This window comes from Burkholderia sp. BCC0097 (assembly GCF_902832985.1).
Taxonomy (GTDB): Bacteria; Pseudomonadota; Gammaproteobacteria; order Burkholderiales; family Burkholderiaceae; genus Burkholderia; species Burkholderia orbicola.
The window spans coordinates 14,214-33,242 of sequence record NZ_CADFDM010000008.1; the positions used below are offsets into that span (position 1 = coordinate 14,214).

Genomic DNA, 19,029 nt, shown 5'->3' on the forward strand with positions numbered 1-19,029 from the left:
GTACCCCGATGGTTATCTCGAAAAGGAGGAAAGCGATGAGCGCCGTAGAAGCACCCGCGGGCCGCCCGGCCGCGCCCCCTGCAAAGAAGACGATGCTGCGCCGCCTGCTCAGTCATCACGAAATCGCGACGCTGCTCGTGCTGCTGCATGCCCCGATCGGCGCGAACGCCAAACCCGAATTGCCCGCGCTGCAGGAAGCCGGCCTCGTCGAAATGGTCAAGCTCGACCCCGATACGGCCCCGAGCTTCCGGCTGACCGAAGACGGCACGGCCATCCTGAAAGGGCTCGGCTACCGCTGAGCCGCCGTTTCACCGTTTTCCGCTTCCTCACCCGTTTCCCCGCCTTACCCCGATCCCCGCGACACGCCCGCCACGCCGGCGAGTCGCGTCACCCCGCCCGCTCCTGCAGCATCAACCGGTATTCCGTCGGCGTCACGCCGACCGTCGCCTTGAACTGGCGCGTGAACGCGCTGTGATCCGTGTAGCCGCATAGCGCGGCGACGTCGGTCACCTTGTCGTGCGTGACGAGCAGCGCGGTGGCCGCGTCGAGCCGCGTCTTCAGCAGCACCTGGCGCGGCGTCAGGTGGAACACCTTGTGGAAGTAGCGTTCGAGCTGCGCGACCGACATGCCGGCCATCTGCGCGAGTTGCTTCAGGTTCAGCGGCTGCACGTAATGATCCTGGATGTGCTGGACCACGTCGGCGAGCCGGCTGTACGCCGGGTGCGAGCCCTCGTGCGCCTTCAGGTCGCGCGAGATGCCCGCGAGGCCGACCACCCCGCCCGCGGCGTCGCGCAGCGGCTCCTTGCAGGTCAGGCACCAGCCCGGCTGGCGACCCGGATACAGGTGCAGTTCGAGTTGGTCCATCAGCTGCTGGCCGGCGTTGATCGTCGCCATGTCCTGCTCGAAATAGCTGCGGCCGAAGCGCCGCGGAAACACCTCGTCGGCGGTCTTGCCCAGCAGGTCGCGCTTGTCCTTGTAGCCGCAGCGCATCGCCAGCGTGCGATTGACGAGCGCATAGCGGCCGCTCGCATCCTTCACGAAGAACGCGACGTCCGGCAACGCATCGAACACCGGTTCGAGCAGGCGGAAATGCGCGAGCATCGCGCCGAAATCGGCGTTGTCGGAGGGGGCGCGCAACGTGTCGGACAGGCTCATGGGCGGTACGGCAAGCAAGGTCGTCATCCCGGCAACCGCGAAGCGAGTGGCAGATGGCGTCGATTATAGGAGCGCCCCTTCGATCGCGTCGCGCCGAGCGCGGGGGCGGGGGGGCGGGCAAGGCGACAGCCGGTTGCATCGTGCGTCCCGTCGGTTACATCGGTGAGCAGCAGAGGTTGTGCACGCAACCGCTTCGCAGCACCTGCGCGGCCGGCGGCCGTTCCGCTGCCGCCATGGCCGGCGCAGCGCATCGGCACACCGGCACCACGCACCCGGACTCGCCATCCTAAAAATGCCGGCGCCCCGCGTCTTGGCGGGTTTGCGCATTTGCCATGACGATTTCGGCATATATCAGGGTAATCGACGATATGCCGATATCGTCGCCGGCCACGCATCGAACGCGCAAGACGCCCGCATTTTCACAACCTAGACTTCGCTTCACGGTCGCGAGACGACCTCCCGCCGCTGCCGCAATCGGCATGCACGGGCCGCCGCATCCGCCATCGCGCACGCCGATTCCGGCACAGCGCGCACGGCCGACGGCGTACTTGCATGGCCAGCACATCGGCCTGCCGATCGAACCGTCTCGCCCGGTTTACCGGCGCCGGCCCGCATGCCGGCGGCGGCCCAACCACGCCATCAAGGGGAAGTGAAAGTGAAGCTGAAGGTATCGCACGTCGCGCTGGCCGCCGCCTGCGCACTGTCGGGCGCGCACGCCGTCGCCGCCGACGTCGTCAAGATCGGTTTCGCCGCACCGCTGACCGGCCCGCAGTCGAATTACGGCACGGACATGCAGAAGGGCGTGCAACTCGCGATCGCCGATTTCAACGCGACGCATCCGACGATCGGCGGCAAGCCCGTCACGTTCCAGCTCGACTCGCAGGACGACCAGGCCGACCCGCGCACCGGTACGACCGTCGCACAGCGCCTGATCGACGACAACGTCCGCGGGATCATCGGCCACTTCAACTCGGGCACCAGCATTCCGGCGTCCGATCTGTACGATCGCGCGGGGCTGCCGCAGATCTCGATGGCGACGTCGCCGCAATACACCGCGCGCGGCTACAAGACGACCTACCGGCTGCTGACGAGCGACGCGCAGGCCGGCCGCATCGTCGGCACGTATGCGGTCAAGACGCTGCACTTCAAGCGCATCGCGATCATCGACGACCGCACGGCCTACGGCCAGGGCATCGCCGACGAATTCGCGAAGGCCGTTGAAGCGGCCGGCGGCACGATCGTCAAGCGCGACTTCACGAACGACAAGGCGCTCGATTTCTCGGCGATCCTGACCAACCTGAAGGGCGTGAATCCGGACGCGGTCTTCTACGGCGGCGGCGACGCGCAATCGTCGCCGATGATCCGCAAGATGCGCCAGCTCGGGATGAAGTCGGCGTTCGTGACGGGCGAGATGTCGCGCTCGCCGACGTTCCTGAAGGTCGGCGGCGACGCGGCCGAAGGCGCGATCGTCTACATGGGCGGGCTGCCGAAGGAGAAGATGCCGGGCTTCTCCGGCTACGCGGCACGCTACAAGGCGCGCTTCAACGAAGACGTGATCACGTACTCGCCGTATTCGTACGACGGCACGATCGCGCTGCTCACCGCGATGAAGGACGCGAACTCGACCGATCCGAAGGTGTACACGCCGTATCTCGGCAAGGTGTCGATCAAGGGCGTGTCGGCGCCCAGCATCGCGTACGACCCGAAGGGCGACCTGAAGGACGCACCGGTGACGATCTACAAGGTCGAGCGCGGCGCGTTCAAGCCGGTCGATACGATCGCCGGCAACTGATACGCGCACGCTGCCCCGCGCGGCGCGCCAGCGGCTCACCGGCCGCCCGCGCCGCGCGCTTCGGCCGCATGGTCCGAACCGTCCTCGGCGCGCGCCCGCGTGCAGGCATTTCGCGCTCCTGTAGAATCCCCCCACCCGCTTTGACGCTTCGTCTCCGCCGTGCCCCATCCCGGTGCGGCGGCGCGTGTTGCGTGCCGCACCCGGCACGCGGCGCGCTTCGACGACGCAAGCCGCGCCTTGTCAGTCCATGCCGAAAAGCGGGCCCTGGAGACGCAGCACCGACAACTACATTCGAAAACCGATCGTCCTGACCATGCAAGCTTCCGAATTGAGCGGCGTGCCTCGCGCCGCCGAACGCGCGCTCACGCGCAGCGACTACAAGACCCTCGGCCTCGCCGCACTCGGCGGCGCCCTCGAGTTCTACGACTTCATCATCTTCGTGTTCTTCGCGCCGGCGATAGGGCAGCTGTTCTTCCCGCACGACATTCCCGACTGGCTGCGCCAGTTGCAGACGTTCGGCATCTTCGCGGCCGGCTATCTCGCGCGCCCGCTCGGCGGCGTGATCATGGCGCACTTCGGCGACCTGTTCGGCCGCAAGCGGATGTTCACGCTGAGCGTGCTGATGATGTCGGTGCCGACGCTGCTGATGGGCCTGCTGCCCACCTACGACACGATCGGCATCCTCGCGCCGGTGTTGCTGCTGCTGTTCCGCGTGCTGCAGGGCGCGGCGGTCGGCGGCGAAGTGCCGGGCGCGTGGGTGTTCGTGTCCGAGCACGTGCCGTCGCGCCATATCGGCTATGCGTGCGGCACGCTGACCGCGGGCCTCACGGCCGGCATCCTGCTCGGCTCGCTCGTCGCGGCCGGCATCAACAGCCGCTACTCGGCGGCCGAAGTCGGCGCATTCGCATGGCGCATTCCGTTCCTGCTCGGCGGCGTGTTCGGGCTGTTCTCCGTGTACCTGCGTCGCTGGCTGCACGAAACGCCGGTGTTCGCCGAGATGAAGGCGAAGAAGGCGCTCGCGGCGGAGATTCCGCTGAAGGCCGTGCTGCGCGACCATGGCCGCGCGGTGATCGTGTCGATGCTGCTCACGTGGATGCTGTCGGCCGCGATCGTCGTCGTGATCCTGATGACGCCCGCGCTGCTGCAAAAGCAGTTCCACCTGACACCGGCGACGACGCTGTTCGCGAACAGCGTCGCGACGCTGTGCCTGACGGCCGGCTGCATCACCGCAGGTTCACTCGCGGGCTGGATCGGCGCGAAGCGCGTGCTCGCCATCGGCGGCATCGGGCTGGCCGCGTGCTACTACCTGTTGTTCGCGCAGGTCGCGGCCGATGCGTCGACGCTGCCGCTCTACTACGGGATCGCGGGCTTCATGGTCGGCACGATCGGCGCGGTGCCGTTCGTGATGGTCAAGAGCTTCCCGGCCGTCGTGCGCTTCTCGGGCATCTCGTTCTCGTACAACGTCGCGTATGCGATCTTCGGCGGGCTCACGCCGGTGATCGTGTCGCTGATGATGAAGTCGAATCCGCTCGCGCCGGTCGTGTACGTCGCGGCGATCTGCGTGCTCGGCGCGATCGCCGTGCAGTTCTCGAAGGATGCGAAGGATGTGAAGGGCACGCACTGAACGTCGGCGCCCGCTTCATGAACGAAGGGCCGAATCCCGCGGCGTGCGGGATTCGGCCCTTTTGTCTTGCGTCGACCTGGCGGCGGCTGCGTGAATCTGCCCGGTTCAGCGCAGCACGCCGTACGACGAACTCGGCCGGCGCAGCGCGTCGATGCTCGCGCCGCCGGCGCCCGTGACGAACAGCAGCAGGAATCCGCCGGCGATCGCGACGTTCTTCCAGAAGTGAATCACCATGTCGTGCTGGACGGCGGCGTTCGTCGCGTCCCAGAAATTGTGCCCGACCATCGCGGTCGCGATCGTGTAGACCGCCATCAGCAACGCGAGCGGCCGGACCTTATAGCCGACGATCAGCAGCAGGCCGCCCAGCCCCTCAATCGCGACGACGATCGGCCCGACGACCTGTTGATAGGGCACGTTCATCCCGTGCAGATACGCGATGAAGTCGCTGTAGCCGAGCAGCTTCATGATGCCGCCCCACAAGAACAACGCCGCCAGCGCCAGGCGTGCGAAAAAAATGACGCCGGAATCGACGGTACGCGTCATGCCTCTCTCCTCGTATGCAATTCGGCCGCCCGCGCCGGGCGCACCCGGGCGGTTCGGCGCCGCGCGGCCCCGGAGGGCGCGCGGCAAATGGGCCAGCATAGAGGGTCTTTCCGCGGTGTCCAAGGGCTTGTAGCAAATCTTTACAACGCGGCGGCCGCGCCGGCAGCCCGGCGCGATGAAAAACGCGTTTAGCCCGCGTCGCTCAACAGCACGCCTTTCTTGAAGATGAAGCAGCCGTAGCCGCGCGTTTCGCCGGTGACGATCACCGCATACGCCTGCTGCGCGCGCTCGTAGAACGCGAAACGTTCGACGCCGGTCAGCGGCACCGCACGCCCTTCCGCGCGGTCGATCTCGGCCTGCACTTCGCGCTGCACGGGCGGCACCGCGGCTGCGTCGCCGACGACTTCCATCCGCCACGCGGGCGTGTCGACATACGTGTCGAGCGGCAGCACCGACAGCACCGCGCGCACGACGCGCGCCGAATCGGCGCCGTCTACGCGCAGCGCGCGGCCGACCACCGTGTGCTCGGCGACGGATTCCGCCGGGAAATTCGCGTCGCAGATCGCGATTTCGTCACCGTGGCCCATCGCGCGCAGCGTGTGCAGGATGTCGGCGTGCAGCAGCGGGTCGAGATTCTTCAGCATGTGGGTTGGTCTCCGGGGTGGGTAACGAATCGCATAACGTTACCCGATCCCGGCGGCCGTGGTGCATGCATCGTTCGCGTCACGCCGCGGCGGCCGGCATTTCGTCGATGAAACCCGTGACCGACGCGAGGCGGCCCGACGCGTCGACGGTGCCGAAGTCCGAGCCCTTCACGATCGCCGCGCCGTCGGGCGACACGAGCGCCCACGAGAACCGCAGGTGCTGGCCGAACGCGTCGACGTCGGTCGTGCGGCGAAAGCGGTAGGCGGGGAAACGCTGCTGCACGGCGGCGATCATCGTATCGATGCCGGCGCGGCCGTCGCCGGCCATCAGCGGATCGCGATAGGCTGCGTCGCTCGCGTAGGTCGCATCGATCAGTTCGCGGCGGCGGGCGGCATCGGGTTCGTTCCAGGCGTCGAAGTAGCGGTCGATCAGGTCGGCGTGAACGGACGAAGCGGATTGAGCGGTGTTCATGGCGAGGCTCCTTGTGTCGGTGGACGATGTCGCGGACGTTTCGGGTCCGCGTGCCGCTATCGTCGCCGGGCCTGCGCGGGCGGTCGATTACGCGGGAGGTAAGGAAATCGCGCCTCCGCCGCCGGCCGTGCTCAGCCGTCCGCGTAGTCGACCGCCAGACTCCACGCCGGATCGCCGTGCTTCGCCCAGTACGCGTCGAACAGCCGGCGCGTCACCGGCCCCGGACGGCCGTCGCCGATCGTCGCGTCGTTCAGCCGCGTGACCGGCATGATGCCGCCGGCCGTCGACGTGATGAACACTTCGTCCGCGTCGCGCAACTGCGCATCGTCGATGCGCACAGCCTGGGCGTCGATGCCCATCGCCGTCGCCAGCTCGAACACGGTCTGCCGCGTGATGCCGTGCAGCACGCCGCGCTCGGGCGTCCGCAGCCGGCCGTCGCGCACGACGAACACGTTGAACCCGGGCCCTTCGGCGATGCTGCCGTCCGTGCACTTCAGCAGGACCGACTCCGCGCCCGCGTCATAGCCCTTCAGCAGCCCGGCGACGAGGTCCAGCCAGTGATAGTTCTTGATCTGCGGATCGACCGATTCGGGCGGAATGCGCCGCACGTCGTCGATCACGTGGAGGTGCAGCCCTTCGCGCAACTGCCGCTCGTTCGCGACCGATCCGTACGGCACCGCGAACGCGATGAACTGGTTCACCGCATCGCGCGGGTCGCGGCTGAAGGTCGACGACACGCCGCGCGTGCACAGCATCTCGACGTAGGCGTGGCGCAGCCCCGAGCGGCGCACGCATTCGACGAGGATGTCGCGCAGCGCATCGTCGGTCAACGACACGTTCAGCCGCAACCGCGCAAGCGAGCGCCTGAATCGCTCGATATGCTTGTCGAGGCGGAAGAAGCGGCCGTTCCAAACATGCACGGTGTCGTACGTGACGTCGGAGTGCAGAAAGCCCCAGTCGAGCACCGATACGCGCGCGTCGGCGATCGGAATGAAGCGGCCGTTCATGTAGGCGGCGCCCTGCGGAAACGCGGGCGCTTCGACAGATGGAATGCCACGATGGGCCATGCGTGTCTCCCGCGGCACGTTCGGCGTGTAGTCGACCTGCGCCGCGAACGACGCACGGTCGGCGTCGAACACGCTGCGATGCACGACCGCGTTCGGCCCCGCCGCGCGATCGAACGACAGCTTGCCGTCGAGGTGATCGATCTCGTGCTGCATCAGCTCCGACACGTCGGGCGACAGCGCGTCGCGCTGATGCGGCTCGCCGTCGAGCGTCGTGTAGCGCACGCTCACCGACGCATGGCGCTCGACGCGCACGAACAGGTCCGGAAAGCACATGCAGTCGTCCCACAGCGTCATCCGCGCGTCGCTGCGCCACACGATCGCGGGATTCACGATCACGTCGGGCCAGCCGTCCAGCGCGAGCGCGATCATCCGCTGCCCGATGCCGATCTGCGGTGCGGCGACCGCGCGTCCAAAGCCGTGTTCATCGCGAAACGCGCGCAGCGCGGCGCGCAGTGCGCTGGCCGCTTCGCGTACCGCGGGCGTGCCCACGTCGTCGACCGGCCGAGCGACGTCGCGCAGCGACGCCGTGCCCACGGGAAGAATCCGCGTATTCATTTGACCACCTCCGACAAAGTCACCTTGTTGCCTCCTTTGAACGTCGAAATCGTTGCCGCCGGATTGCGCAGTTCGCCGCGTGCATCGAATGCGATCCGGCCGGTCACGCCCTGGAAGTCGACGCGATGCAGCGCATCGACAATCTTCGCGGGATCGGTGGACTGCGCGAGCATCACCGCGTGGTAGACGGCCATCATCGCGTCGTACGCATACGGCGCGTAGAGCTGCACGGGTGCACCGTATTTCTGCGTGAAGCGTGCAGCGAACGCCGGACCGCCCGGCATCTTCGCCAGGCTCCTGCCGCCGTCCGCGCACACGAGATTGCCGTCGAGCGCGTCGCCGGCCAGCTTCAGGATTTCGTGCGTGCACAGGCCGTCACCACCCAGCAGCGGCGCGGCGATCCGCAACTTCCTCATCTGCTTGAGCATCGGGCCGCCCTGCGTGTCCATGCCGCCGAAGAAGATCGCATCGGGCGCCTTGCCCTTGAGCAACGTCAGCGGTGCGCCGAAGTCGAAGGCTTTGTCCGTCGTGTATTCGCGTGCGACGACGGTCGCGCCCGACGCCCCGAGCCCGCCGACGAACACGTCCGCGATGCCCTGCCCGTACGCCGTACGATCGTCGACGACGCCGATACGGCGCGCGTGCAGCTGCTCGACCGCATAGCGGGCGACGGTCTGACCAAGGAAGTCGTCATTCGCGAGCAACCGGAACGTGGTGCGATAGCCCAGGCGCGTGAACTCGGGATTGGTCGCCGACGGTGTCAGCTCCGCGATGTTGGCCGTCGCGTAGAGCCGCGCGACGGCGATCGACGTTCCCGAATTCTGGTGACCGATGACGGCGCTGACATGCGTATCGACGAAGCGCTGAGCGACCGTCGTCGCGACCTTCGGGTCGGCCTGGTCATCCTGTGCGTCGAGCGCGAACGTGACCGGATGCCCGGCGACGCTCGGATGGCCGGCATTGATTTCGTCGATCGCGAGCCGGATGCCGCGCGCGCTGTCCTCGCCGAAATGGGCCTGCGCGCCGGTGAGCGCGCCGGCAAAACCTACGACGACCGTGTCCGCGCCGAACGCGGAAACGGCCAGCACGAGCGGCGCAAGCGCCAGCAGCAGATGTCGGGAACGCATGATGATTTCCTCGCAGCTTCGTGGTTGACGGATGCTACGATTATCGGCAGCCGTCGCGAAATCCGATAAACATCGCGCCGCCCGATTCGTGAATTTGTTTCGTTTTTTCCTCCACAAGGAAATCCGATGAATTCCATCGCCGCACCGCTCGACGACTTCGATCTGCGAATCCTCGCCCGTCTCCAGCACGACAACCAGATCACCAACCAGGCGCTCGCCGCCGAGATCGGCCTGAGCCCGCCCGCGTGCCTGCGCCGCGTCAAGCGGCTGCGCGACGAGCGCTATATCCAGCAGGATGTCGCCGTCGTCGATCCGAACAAGGTCGGCCTCCCGTTGACGATGCTCGTGCTCGTGCAGGTCGAGCGCGAACGGGTCGACCTGCTCGACGAATTCAAGCGGTTCCTGAAATCGCTGCCGGAAGTCATGCAGTGCTACGTAGTAACGGGCCGCGCCGATTTCGTGCTGATGATCGCGATGCGCGACATCGATCACTACGAGGAATTTTCCACGCGCGTATTCCGCCAGCACCACAACATCCGCCACTTCGAAACGATGGTCGTGATGTCGCGCGTGAAGGTGGGGCTGTCGCTGCCGATCGGCATCGAGTGACGGTCGCCTGTTGCCGGCACGCGCTCCGCAACGAAAACGGGCGCCCGAAGGCGCCCGCATCGTCTTGCCGTCACCACCTTGCGCGTCAGGTCACCGGCGCCGGATTGAACAGCGTCAACGCGTTCGCGAGCTTCCATTGCTCGGCCCACGTGCGGCGCTTGCCGCTCGCGACGTCGAGCATCAGCCGGAACAGCGCCCAGCCCGTGTCCTCGATCGTCGCCGCGCCGGTCGCGATCTGCCCCGCGTCGAGATCCATCAGGTCGTGCCAGCGGCGCGCGAGATCGCTGCGCGTCGCGACCTTGATGACCGGCACCTGCGCGAGGCCGTACGGCGTGCCGCGGCCGGTCGTGAAAATGTGCAGGTTCATCCCCGCCGCGAGCTGCAGCGTGCCGCAGATGAAATCGCTCGCGGGCGTCGCCGCGTACAGCAGCCCCTTCTGTCGCGCCCGATCGCCGGGGCGCACGACACCGGCGATCGGTGCGCTGCCCGACTTCACGATCGACCCCATCGCCTTCTCGACGATGTTCGACAGGCCGCCCTTCTTGTTGCCCGGCGTCGTGTTCGCGCTGCGGTCGACGCGGCCGCGCTCGAGGTAGCGGTCGTACCAGTCCATCTCGCGGATGATCTCGCGGGCCACTTCTTCGTTCGCCGCGCGCGACGTGAGCTGCGCGACGCCGTCGCGCACTTCGGTCACTTCGGAGAACATGATCGTCGCGCCCGCCCGCACGAGCAGGTCGGCCGCGAAGCCGACGGCCGGGTTCGCGGTGAGCCCCGAGAACGCGTCGCTGCCGCCGCACTGCACGCCGACGACGAGATCCGACGCGGGGCAGGTTTCGCGGCGGCGGCGGTTCAGCCGTTCGAGATGCGATTCGGCCATCGTCATGATCGAGTCGATCATCGAGTTGAAGCCGACGTGCGCGGCGTCCTGCAGGCAGACGACGCCACCGTTGCCGGTCGCGCCGTCGGCGCTCACCGGAATCGCGCCCGGCGGCAGCAGGCGCTCGGGCTGCAGCTTCTCGCAGCCGAGGCTCACGGTCATCACCTCGCCGCCGAAGTTCGGGTTCAGGCTGATGTTGCGCAGCGTGCGGATCGGGATGTCGGCGTCGGGCGCATCGATCGCGACGCCGCAGCCGTACGTATGTTCGAGCCCGACCACGTCGTCGACGTTCGGGTAGCGCGGCAGCAGTTCGTCCTTGATCCGCTTCACCGCGTGCTCGACGACGCCCGACACGCACTGCACGGTGGTCGTGATCGCGAGGATGTTGCGCGTGCCGACCGAGCCGTCGGCATTGCGAAAACCCTCGAACGTATAGCCTTCGAGCGGCTCGAGCGGCGGCGCGGCACGCGTGGCGAGCGGCAGGTCGTCGAGGCCCGGCGGCTCGGGCATGCGCATCGTGCGCTCGTTGACCCAGCTGCCGCGCCGCAGGTCGGTGAGCGCATAGCCGATCACCACGTTGTAGCGAATGACCGGGTCGCCCGCCGCGAGGTCGACGAGCGCGACCTTGTGCCCCTGAGGCACGCCTTCGCACAGCGTCAGCCCGTCGGCGAACGTCGCGCCCGCGGGCAAGCCGCCGTCGTTGACGACGATCGCGACGTTGTCGTCCGGGTGCACGCGGATGTAGAGAGGGGAAGCAGTCATTGGAATTCCTGGAAGCTGTCTGCGATATCGTTAGTCATCATACGACATTCAACCTCAGTTGATGATGCTGCGTAAACCCTTATCCGGAAAGACCCTACCCTTGACCCGCCAGCAAACCGCTTGCGCCGCTCTTTCTTGCGTTGTACGATGACATACAACGACATCGCCAATTCGGCTCGTATGCCGTTCCCGACGAACCAGCACTCGCGCTAGACGGACGACCCCAACCATGACTTCACCGCAAGAACTCAAACAGATCATCTCCCACGGCCTGCTGTCGTTTCCGCTGACGGATTTCGACGCCGACGGCAGCTTCCGCCCGAGCACCTATGCCGAGCGTCTGGAATGGCTGGCGCCGTATGGCGCGAGCGCGCTGTTCGCGGCCGGCGGCACCGGCGAATTCTTCTCGCTCACGCAGCGCGAGTACTCGGACGTGATCCGCGTCGCGACGGAAACCTGCAAGGGCAAGGTGCCGATCCTCGCCGGCGCGGGCGGCGCGACGCGCGTCGCAATCGAATATGCGCAGGAAGCCGAGCGCCTCGGCGCAAGCGGCGTGCTGCTGATGCCGCACTACCTGACCGAAGCGAGCCAGGAAGGGATCGCCGACCACGTCGAGCAGGTGTGCCGCGCGCTGAAGATCGGCGTTGTCGTGTATAACCGCGCGAATTCGAAGCTGAATGCGGACATGCTCGAGCGCCTTGCCGACCGCTGCCCGAACCTGATCGGCTTCAAGGACGGCGTCGGTGAAATCGAGAGCATGGTCACGATCCGCCGCCGCCTCGGCGATCGCTTCGCGTACCTCGGCGGCCTGCCGACGGCCGAAGTCTATGCGGCCGCGTACAAGGCGCTCGGCGTGCCGGTGTACTCGTCGGCCGTGTTCAACTTCATCCCGAAGACGGCAATGGCATTCTACGAAGCGATCGCGAAGGACGACCACGCAACCGTCGGCCGCCTGATCGACGAGTTCTTCCTGCCGTACCTGAAGATCCGCAATCGCCGCGCGGGCTACGCGGTCAGCATCGTGAAGGCGGGCGCGAAGCTCGTCGGCCACGACGCGGGCCCGGTGCGCGCACCGCTCGTCGACCTGACCGACGAAGAAGCGGCCGAGCTCGACGTGCTGATCAAGAAGATGGGCCCGCAGTAAGCCGGTTCGCCGGCGGCGCGAGCCTTCATCGGCACGGCGCGCCGGCTCCCCATTCCTCCGTATCCGTATCACGCGATGGCCGCGCGGCTCGACGAGCCGGCGCGGCCATCGCATTACATCTGCGCGATCGCGCCGATGATCCGCTGACGCACGCCGGTGAGCGTGCGCTGCGTCTCGTCGATCCCCTTGCGTGCCGCGAGCGGCCGGCCGCGCGTCGGCGACTCGGCGCCCACGATCTGCTCCAGCACGTCGCGGTCGACGACCGCATCGAAGAAGCGCCCGACCGTGAACATCGCGTACTGCTTCGCCGTCGCGAGATGCGTATTGGCCTGCGTGAGCGCGTCGGCGCGCTCCGCGCCGTTCGGCCCGTCGATGCTGCGGCGGTGCTTCAGCGCGAACACCACCGCCTCCATGTCTTGCTTGAAGCGCTCGACGGCCCTGCCGAAGATCACCGAATGCGGATCGGGGCCCACGACGGGCCGCCCCTGGTTGATCGTCACGTCGAATTCGCTGCCGCCCAGCTCGCGCTGCAGCGCGAACAGCGCGTCGGCCAGCACGCGCCCTTCGCTGGTTTCGCCGATCTGGGTACGGACCGATTTCGCGACATCGCCGATCGCCTTCCACAACCCGGCCGCGAACAGGTGGTCGCCACGCTTGCTGATATTCATCGGATGGTTCCTTGTTGGTCTTGTGATCTCTCAGGCTCGCCTGCGGGCCGGACGGCCCGAGGCTTCGCTACTGTAGGAGAAACGCGGGCAACAGGAAAGGCAAGGTGACCCCATCACGGCATCGCATCAAAATGAGCACCGTTTGATGCGATAATTGATGTATCGATTTTCCCGGGAGCCGCCCATGCGCACCACCTTGTCCCTCGACGACGCACTGCTCGCCAAAGCGCAGCAATTGACCGGCGTCACCGAAAAATCGGCGCTCGTGAGGGAAGCGCTGCGCGCATTGATCGCCCGCGAAAGTGCGCGACGACTCGCCCGCCTCGGCGGCACCGAGCCGGACCTCGAATCGGTTCCACGCCGCCCGTCGGAGCCCGCATGATCCTTGTCGACACGTCCGTCTGGATCGATCACTTGCGAGGCGGCGACGCGACGCTCACCGCCTTGCTGGAAGCGGAGCGCGTATTGATCCATCCGTTCATCGTCGGCGAGCTCGCGCTCGGCAGCATGCGCAATCGCGAGACCGTGCTGGACGCGCTGCGCGACCTTCCAGCTGCAACCCTTGCCACCGACGACGAAGTCCAGCGCATGATCGATGCCGTACCGCTTCACGGGCTGAGTATCGGTTACGTCGATGCCCACCTGCTTGCGTCGGCCAGACTGACCAGCGACAGCAGGCTATGGACGCGCGACCGGCGCCTGCTGGCGGCAGCGGAGCGCCTGCAACTCGTTGCACACCCCGCTCACTGACTGAGCGCCATCGGCACGAAAGCCAGCGCTGAATAAAAAGGCGGCGAGGCCCGTAGGCCCCGCCGCCATGTTCCAACGTGCCGGGGACGCATCCCTCCCGGGACGCTGCGTTTACCCGTTACGCCACGTCACTCCGCCTTGCCGTCGCGCAGCCGCGGAATCGCGAGCGGATTGCCTTCTCGCAGCCCTTCGGGCAACAGGTCGTCCGGGAAGTCCTGATAGCACACCGGCCGCAGGAAACGCTCGATCGCGGTTGCACCGACCGACGTGACGGCCGGGTTCGACGTCGCGGGGAACGGCCCGCCGTGCACCATCGCATCGCACACCTCGACGCCGGTCGGGTAACCGTTGACCAGCAGGCGCCCGGCCTTGCGCTCGAGGATCGGCAGCAACCGCCGCGCGAGCGGCTTGTCGTCGGCATCCATCTGCAGCGTGGCCGTCAACTGGCCTTCGAGCGCGTCGAGCACGCGCGCGACTTCGTCGAGATCGCGGCAGCGCACGATCAGCGACGCCGGCCCGAACACTTCGTGGCTGAACGCCGGCTCGCCCAGGAACGCCTGCGCGCCCACTTCGTATAGTGCGCCGCCCGCCTGGCAGTCGGTCTGTGCCGCCTCGCCCGCGCCGATTTCGCGTACGCCCGGCAACTCGGCCAGCTTGCCGCGGCCGTTACGGTACGCATCGGCGATGCCGCGCGTGAGCATCACGCCGGCCGGCTTCTTCGCGAGCGCCTGCGCGGCGACCGTCTCGAAACGGTCGAGATCGGGGCCGTCGATCGCGAGCACGAGGCCCGGATTGGTACAGAACTGGCCGACGCCGAGCGTCAGCGAATCGACGAAACCCGTCGCGATCGCGTCGCCGCGCGCGGCGAGTGCGGCCGGGAACAGCACGACCGGATTGATGCTGCTCATTTCCGCATAGACGGGAATCGGCTGCGGGCGCGCGTTCGCGATCTGCACGAGCGCCATCCCGCCCTGCCGCGACCCGGTGAAACCGACGGCCTGGATCGCCGGATGGCCGACCAGCGCCGCGCCGATCACGCGGCCGGGGCCGATCAGCAGCGAGAACACGCCGGCCGGCATGCCGGTTTTCTCGACCGCGGCGCGGATCGCGCGGCCGACCAGCTCGGACGTGCCGAGATGCGCCTCGTGTGCCTTCACGATCACCGGGCAGCCGGCCGCGAGCGCCGACGCGGTATCGCCGCCGGCCACCGAGAACGCGAGCGGGAAATTGCTCGCGCCGAACACGGCGACGGGCCCGAGCGCGATTTTCTGCAGCCGCAGATCCGAGCGCGGCAGCGGCGTGCGTGCCGGCTGCGCGGGATCGATCGACGCGGCGAGGAAGCGCCCGTCGCGAACGACGCGTGCGAACAGCCGAAGCTGGCCGACGGTGCGGCCGCGCTCGCCTTGCAGCCGTGCGACCGGCAAGCCCGTTTCGGCATGCGCGCGTTCGATCAGCGCATCGCCGAGCGCGACGATTTCATCGGCGATCGCTTCGAGAAACGCCGCACGGGCCGCCAGCGGCTGCGTGCGGTACGCATCGAACGCGTCGCGTGCGAGTTCGCACGCGCGGTCGACGTCGGCCTGGGTCGCGACGCCGAACGCCGGCGCCTCGATCGGCGCGCCCTTCGTCGGGTCGAACGCGTGCAAGGTTCCGGCCGAGCCGGCCACCGCTTCGGCGCCGATCAGCATCTCTCCTGTCAGTTGCATGGGGTGTGCTCCGTGGTTCGGGAATGGACTGCTCATTGTAGCTCAACAGATACGATGTCTGCCGACACCGTCATCGTATTCTCGCCGCCTGCGAAGGCGCCGACGATACCGCCGAAAGCCTTACCCGGCCAGTAAATCGCGCCCTTCCCACACTGTGACGACAATCTTCAAAGGGAAAACCCGAGGTTTCTGAATTCGGACATTCTCAATAAACTTTCTTTCATGTCATACGACGACGTACATTTAAAGTGAGCAATCAGTCCTCCCCTCGCGATCTTCCGCTCGACCTCGCGCGCACCGCGCGCCGAACCGCCGTGCGCTACTGGATCCTGGCGATGCTGTTCGTCGTCACGACGCTCAACTATGCGGACCGCGCCACGCTGTCGATCACCGGCACGCCGATCCGCAAGGCGTTCGGCATCGACCCGGTGACGATGGGTTACATCTTCTCGGCGTTCAGCTGGGCGTACGTGCTCGCGCAACTGCCGAGCGGCTGGCTGCTCGACCGCTTCGGCGCGCGGCGCGTGTATGCGGCGAGCATCTTCCTGTGGTCGGCGTTCACGCTACTGCAGAGCACGATCGGCCTCGGCGGCAGCGCCGCGTTCGCGGTCGCCGCGCTGTTCGCGATGCGCTTCGCGGTCGGCATCGCGGAGGCGCCGGCGTTTCCGGCGAACGCGAAGGTCGTCGCGAGCTGGTTCCCGACCGCCGAACGCGGCACCGCGTCGGCGATCTTCAACGCCGCGCAGTACTTCGCGGCCGTGGTGTTCTCGCCGCTGATGGCCTGGCTCACGCACGCGTACGGCTGGCACCACGTGTACCTGTGGCTCGGCGTGGCCGGCATCGCGCTCGCGTTCCTGTGGCTGCGCGTCGTGAAGGACCCGGCCGACCATCCGGCCGTCAATCGCGCGGAACTCGACCATATCGAGCAGGGCGGCGGCCTCGTGCGGTCGACGGGCGCGGCGGCCAGGGCGCGCGGCAGCAGCGGCAGCGGCAGCGCTTCGGCAGGCAGCCGCGTGGCGGGCTGGTACTACGTGCGCCAGCTGCTGTCGAACCGCATGCTGATCGGCGTGTACGTCGGCCAGTACTGCGTGAACGTGCTCACGTATTTCTTTCTCACGTGGTTCCCGATCTACCTGGTGCAGGCGCGCGGCATGTCGCTGCTGAAGGCCGGCTTCATGACGTCGCTGCCGGCGATCTGCGGGTTCCTCGGCGGCGTGCTCGGCGGGATGCTGTCGGACGCGCTGATCCGCCGCGGCGTCTCGCTGACGCTCGCGCGCAAGATTCCGATCGTCGGCGGGATGCTGCTGTCGATGGTCATCATCGGCTGCAACTACGTCGACAGCGAAGCGCTGGTCATCATGCTGATGGCCGTGTCGTTCTTCGGCAAGGGGATCGGCTCGCTCGGCTGGGCCGTCGTCGCGGATACCGCGCCGAAGGAAGCGATTGGCCTGTCGGGCAGCCTGTTCAACATGTTCGGCAACACGGCGGGCATCGTCGCGCCGATCGCGATCGGCTACCTCGTCGGCGCAAGCGGCTCGTTCAACGGCGCGCTGGTGTTCGTCGGGCTGAACGCGCTCGTCACCGTGTTCAGCTATCTCGTGATCGTGAAGGACATCAAGCGCGTCGAGCTGCGTCATCGCGACGCGTGACGTTCGACCTTTGAAAAACGGCGGCCGCTTCATGCGCGGCCGCCGTTTTTTACATCGGAGCGGCGTCAGGTCGACGCGTGCACGGCGCGCAGCATGTCGTGCACGCCGGACGTCATCAGCGCGAGGAACGCGAGCAGACCGACGTAGCAAAGCGCGTAGGTCGTCTTCGTCTCGATCGACGTCGCGTAGTACACGCGGTTCTCCGGCGCGTCGGGGTCGTAGCGCCACGCGCGCTTCAGCTGCGGCAGCGCGAGGATCGCCATCACGATCAGCAGCGGGCTCGGCCGATACACGAACAGCGCGATCAGCACCGGCACGCCCGCGAGCCAGATGCGCGGCGACAGCACCGCGGTGATCCGCCCGCCGTCGAACGGCGACAGCGGAATCATGTTGAAGAGATTCAGGAAGAAGCCCGTGTACGACAGCGCGAGCAGCAGGTTGCTGTCGGTGTGGCGCGCGGCCGCGTAGCAGGCCAGCGCGCCGAGCGTGCCGACGAACGGCCCGGCAAGGCCGACGTAGGCCTCCGTTTCCGCGTCGTGCGGCATCTCCTTCAACTGGATCCACGCGCCGACGAACGGGATGAAGGTCGGCAGCCCGACGTCGAGCCCGCGCCGCCGCGCGGCGACGTAGTGGCCGGCTTCGTGCACCAGCAGCAGCGCGACGAAACCGGCCGCGAAGCGCCAGCCATAGAACAGCGCGTAGACCGCGATCGACGCGAGCATCGTGCCGGCCGAGACGAGCACCTTGCCGAGCTTCAGGCCGCCGAAGATCAGCAGCAACAGCTTCGTCATTCCTTGCGCTCCGTGGCGGCTGCGTCGGATGCAGCGGTTGCATCGGCGACGGCCGGCGCCGCGGCCGCCTTTGGCTTGCGCCCGAAGAAACGCTTGAGCGCCGCGCCGCCGGCCAGCAGCGCGACCGCGCCGATCTTGAAGAACTTCACCGCGAACGCGCCGATCAGCGCGAGCAGGCCGAGCTTTTTCGCGCCGACGCCGACGATCAGCGCCGCGAGCCCATACTCGGCGACGTGGTCGGTCGACTGGTTGAAGTCGGCATAGCGCTTGCCGTCGTTGAAGCGGATGTTCGACAGCAGCGCGTCGGCCGATGGCTGGTACTTCGGCAAATCGGCGAGCGTCGACGCCATCGTCAGCGACAGGTAGCCGTCGCGGCCGAGCACGAGCGTCCGGTAGTTCACGCCGTCGTTCGCGGCATTCGGCGCCGCGCCCTTGTCGCGGATGATCGCCGACCACACGAGCCGGTGCGTGGCCGCGTCGTAGGCGGGCGCCTTGGCCCAGCCGACCACCTCGGTTTCGGGCAGGCCGCGCTCCTTGCGTGCCGGGTTGTTTTCCTCGGTGCCGGCCTGCAGGCTTTTCAGCAGTTCGTCGGGCTTCCAGTCCTTCGCGTCGTCGTCGCGGATGTAGCCGCTCGGCTCGAACGACACGACCGAGATCCAGTCGGCGTCGGGATCGTCGGGCAGCACGAGGCCGACCAGCTTCGATTCGTCGATCGAGTTGCCCATCGAGCGCAGGTAGCGGCCGGCTTCGGGCGCCGGCACGAACGACTCGCCGGCCTTCAGCTTCAGCACGGCTTCGTGTTTCACGTCGATGTCGGTCGGCCCCTTCACGACCGCTTCGTTGGCGGCCGCGGCAGCGGCCCTCATTTCGACCTGCGCAGCTTCGGTCTGCGCGTGGCCGCTGGTCGCGGCGAGTGCGAGCGTCGCCACGCAGGCGAGCCGGACGGCAAGTTTTTTCATTGTTGGATTCCCCTGGAATGCCTTGTTGTCGATGTGCGCGGCGTCCGGCCCCGGCATCGTGGCCGCGGGTCCGGCGCCGCCTCTCAGGTGGCACGGGGGCTATGGTAACGCAGCGGCTGCGCACGCCCGGGCGGT

At 67.4% G+C, this 19,029-nt stretch carries 19 protein-coding genes; 8 read left to right on the top strand and 11 right to left on the bottom strand.

Going from position 1 to position 19,029, the window contains the following annotated elements:
- Positions 1-35 precede the first annotated feature (35 nt).
- Complete coding sequence (locus HWX07_RS25955; protein ID WP_089470656.1) at positions 36-299, top strand: hypothetical protein; 264 nt, start codon at positions 36-38, stop codon at positions 297-299.
- Positions 300-387: 88 nt separating this feature from the next.
- Here HWX07_RS25955 and HWX07_RS25960 read toward each other — a convergent pair whose 3' ends face one another.
- A complete protein-coding gene (locus HWX07_RS25960; protein ID WP_175878180.1) occupies positions 388-1,182 on the bottom strand; it encodes an AraC family transcriptional regulator in 795 nt (264 codons plus the stop codon).
- Between the two features lie 628 nt (positions 1,183-1,810).
- Between HWX07_RS25960 and HWX07_RS25965 the strand changes: the two genes are divergently transcribed.
- Positions 1,811-2,947: a branched-chain amino acid ABC transporter substrate-binding protein gene (locus HWX07_RS25965; RefSeq protein ID WP_089502229.1), complete on the top strand. Its 1,137-nt coding sequence runs from the start codon at positions 1,811-1,813 to the stop codon at positions 2,945-2,947.
- 313 nt (positions 2,948-3,260) lie between these two features.
- Positions 3,261-4,571 carry an MFS transporter gene (locus HWX07_RS25970; protein ID WP_175878181.1) on the top strand — a complete coding sequence of 437 codons (1,311 nt, stop codon included), beginning with the start codon at positions 3,261-3,263 and terminating at the stop codon, positions 4,569-4,571.
- A 105-nt stretch (positions 4,572-4,676) separates the two neighbouring features.
- Here HWX07_RS25970 and HWX07_RS25975 read toward each other — a convergent pair whose 3' ends face one another.
- The 5 genes from HWX07_RS25975 to HWX07_RS25995 form a co-directional block, all read right to left on the bottom strand.
- Positions 4,677-5,114, bottom strand: coding sequence for a DoxX family protein (locus HWX07_RS25975; RefSeq protein ID WP_011546888.1), 438 nt, complete (start codon positions 5,112-5,114; stop codon positions 4,677-4,679).
- 188 nt (positions 5,115-5,302) lie between these two features.
- Entirely contained in the window at positions 5,303-5,758 is a 456-nt protein-coding gene (locus HWX07_RS25980) for an RbsD/FucU family protein (RefSeq protein WP_089470660.1), read from the bottom strand.
- A 79-nt stretch (positions 5,759-5,837) separates the two neighbouring features.
- The gene (locus HWX07_RS25985; RefSeq protein ID WP_175878182.1) at positions 5,838-6,230 is read right to left on the bottom strand and encodes a nuclear transport factor 2 family protein; all 393 of its coding nucleotides are present in this window, start codon (positions 6,228-6,230) and stop codon (positions 5,838-5,840) included.
- A 131-nt stretch (positions 6,231-6,361) separates the two neighbouring features.
- Positions 6,362-7,852 (bottom strand): aminotransferase class IV, encoded by a 1,491-nt coding sequence (locus HWX07_RS25990; protein ID WP_175878183.1) that lies wholly within the window; start codon positions 7,850-7,852, stop codon positions 6,362-6,364.
- A complete protein-coding gene (locus tag HWX07_RS25995) occupies positions 7,849-9,096 on the bottom strand; it encodes a branched-chain amino acid ABC transporter substrate-binding protein (RefSeq protein ID WP_244130035.1) in 1,248 nt (415 codons plus the stop codon). Before HWX07_RS25995 ends, HWX07_RS25990 begins: the two co-directional genes overlap by 4 nt.
- Positions 9,097-9,105: 9 nt before the next feature.
- Here HWX07_RS25995 and HWX07_RS26000 point away from each other — a divergent pair, with 9 nt between their 5' ends.
- The gene (locus HWX07_RS26000) at positions 9,106-9,588 is read left to right on the top strand and encodes an Lrp/AsnC family transcriptional regulator (protein WP_011546883.1); all 483 of its coding nucleotides are present in this window, start codon (positions 9,106-9,108) and stop codon (positions 9,586-9,588) included.
- Positions 9,589-9,673: 85 nt separating this feature from the next.
- On the opposite strand, the gene garD is transcribed toward HWX07_RS26000, so the two are convergent.
- Positions 9,674-11,227, bottom strand: coding sequence for a galactarate dehydratase (garD, locus tag HWX07_RS26005; RefSeq protein WP_175878184.1), 1,554 nt, complete (start codon positions 11,225-11,227; stop codon positions 9,674-9,676).
- A gap of 229 nt (positions 11,228-11,456) precedes the next feature.
- Here garD and kdgD point away from each other — a divergent pair, with 229 nt between their 5' ends.
- Entirely contained in the window at positions 11,457-12,371 is a 915-nt protein-coding gene (kdgD, locus tag HWX07_RS26010; protein ID WP_011546881.1) for a 5-dehydro-4-deoxyglucarate dehydratase, read from the top strand.
- Between the two features lie 113 nt (positions 12,372-12,484).
- Here kdgD and HWX07_RS26015 read toward each other — a convergent pair whose 3' ends face one another.
- Positions 12,485-13,039 carry a hypothetical protein gene (locus tag HWX07_RS26015; protein WP_175878185.1) on the bottom strand — a complete coding sequence of 185 codons (555 nt, stop codon included), beginning with the start codon at positions 13,037-13,039 and terminating at the stop codon, positions 12,485-12,487.
- 184 nt (positions 13,040-13,223) lie between these two features.
- On the opposite strand from HWX07_RS26015, the gene HWX07_RS26020 reads away from it, so the two are divergent.
- Entirely contained in the window at positions 13,224-13,421 is a 198-nt protein-coding gene (locus tag HWX07_RS26020; protein WP_006752328.1) for a type II toxin-antitoxin system VapB family antitoxin, read from the top strand.
- A complete protein-coding gene (locus HWX07_RS26025) occupies positions 13,418-13,789 on the top strand; it encodes a PIN domain-containing protein (RefSeq protein ID WP_175878186.1) in 372 nt (123 codons plus the stop codon). Before HWX07_RS26020 ends, HWX07_RS26025 begins: the two co-directional genes overlap by 4 nt.
- Positions 13,790-13,917: 128 nt before the next feature.
- Here the strand turns inward: HWX07_RS26025 and HWX07_RS26030 are convergent, their stop codons facing one another.
- Positions 13,918-15,495: an aldehyde dehydrogenase (NADP(+)) gene (locus tag HWX07_RS26030; RefSeq protein ID WP_175878187.1), complete on the bottom strand. Its 1,578-nt coding sequence runs from the start codon at positions 15,493-15,495 to the stop codon at positions 13,918-13,920.
- Positions 15,496-15,743: 248 nt separating this feature from the next.
- Between HWX07_RS26030 and HWX07_RS26035 the strand changes: the two genes are divergently transcribed.
- Positions 15,744-17,144 (top strand): MFS transporter, encoded by a 1,401-nt coding sequence (locus HWX07_RS26035; RefSeq protein ID WP_175878188.1) that lies wholly within the window; start codon positions 15,744-15,746, stop codon positions 17,142-17,144.
- Positions 17,145-17,209: 65 nt separating this feature from the next.
- On the opposite strand, the gene HWX07_RS26040 is transcribed toward HWX07_RS26035, so the two are convergent.
- Positions 17,210-17,935, bottom strand: coding sequence for a site-2 protease family protein (locus tag HWX07_RS26040; protein WP_175878189.1), 726 nt, complete (start codon positions 17,933-17,935; stop codon positions 17,210-17,212).
- On the bottom strand, positions 17,932-18,894 hold the full coding sequence (locus tag HWX07_RS26045) for a DUF2167 domain-containing protein (RefSeq protein ID WP_175878190.1): 963 nt from the start codon (positions 18,892-18,894) through the stop codon (positions 17,932-17,934). The genes HWX07_RS26040 and HWX07_RS26045 overlap by 4 nt, the downstream gene beginning before the upstream one ends.
- Positions 18,895-19,029 lie beyond the last annotated feature (135 nt).

Excerpts from the sequence above, each read along its gene's own strand:
- HWX07_RS26000 (WP_011546883.1), top strand. The coding sequence starts at position 9,106 with ATGAATTCCATCGCCGCACCGCTCGACGACTTCGATCTGCGAATCCTC.
- HWX07_RS26040 (WP_175878189.1), bottom strand. The coding sequence starts at position 17,935 with ATGACGAAGCTGTTGCTGCTGATCTTCGGCGGCCTGAAGCTCGGCAAG.
- HWX07_RS26030 (WP_175878187.1), bottom strand. The coding sequence starts at position 15,495 with ATGCAACTGACAGGAGAGATGCTGATCGGCGCCGAAGCGGTGGCCGGC.
- garD (WP_175878184.1), bottom strand. The coding sequence starts at position 11,227 with ATGACTGCTTCCCCTCTCTACATCCGCGTGCACCCGGACGACAACGTC.
- HWX07_RS25990 (WP_175878183.1), bottom strand. The coding sequence starts at position 7,852 with ATGAATACGCGGATTCTTCCCGTGGGCACGGCGTCGCTGCGCGACGTC.
- kdgD (WP_011546881.1), top strand. The coding sequence starts at position 11,457 with ATGACTTCACCGCAAGAACTCAAACAGATCATCTCCCACGGCCTGCTG.
- HWX07_RS25985 (WP_175878182.1), bottom strand. The coding sequence starts at position 6,230 with ATGAACACCGCTCAATCCGCTTCGTCCGTTCACGCCGACCTGATCGAC.
- HWX07_RS26015 (WP_175878185.1), bottom strand. The coding sequence starts at position 13,039 with ATGAATATCAGCAAGCGTGGCGACCACCTGTTCGCGGCCGGGTTGTGG.
- HWX07_RS25975 (WP_011546888.1), bottom strand. The coding sequence starts at position 5,114 with ATGACGCGTACCGTCGATTCCGGCGTCATTTTTTTCGCACGCCTGGCG.
- HWX07_RS26020 (WP_006752328.1), top strand. The coding sequence starts at position 13,224 with ATGCGCACCACCTTGTCCCTCGACGACGCACTGCTCGCCAAAGCGCAG.
- HWX07_RS26025 (WP_175878186.1), top strand. The coding sequence starts at position 13,418 with ATGATCCTTGTCGACACGTCCGTCTGGATCGATCACTTGCGAGGCGGC.
- HWX07_RS25955 (WP_089470656.1), top strand. The coding sequence starts at position 36 with ATGAGCGCCGTAGAAGCACCCGCGGGCCGCCCGGCCGCGCCCCCTGCA.
- HWX07_RS25960 (WP_175878180.1), bottom strand. The coding sequence starts at position 1,182 with ATGACGACCTTGCTTGCCGTACCGCCCATGAGCCTGTCCGACACGTTG.
- HWX07_RS25970 (WP_175878181.1), top strand. The coding sequence starts at position 3,261 with ATGCAAGCTTCCGAATTGAGCGGCGTGCCTCGCGCCGCCGAACGCGCG.
- HWX07_RS26045 (WP_175878190.1), bottom strand. The coding sequence starts at position 18,894 with ATGAAAAAACTTGCCGTCCGGCTCGCCTGCGTGGCGACGCTCGCACTC.
- HWX07_RS25980 (WP_089470660.1), bottom strand. The coding sequence starts at position 5,758 with ATGCTGAAGAATCTCGACCCGCTGCTGCACGCCGACATCCTGCACACG.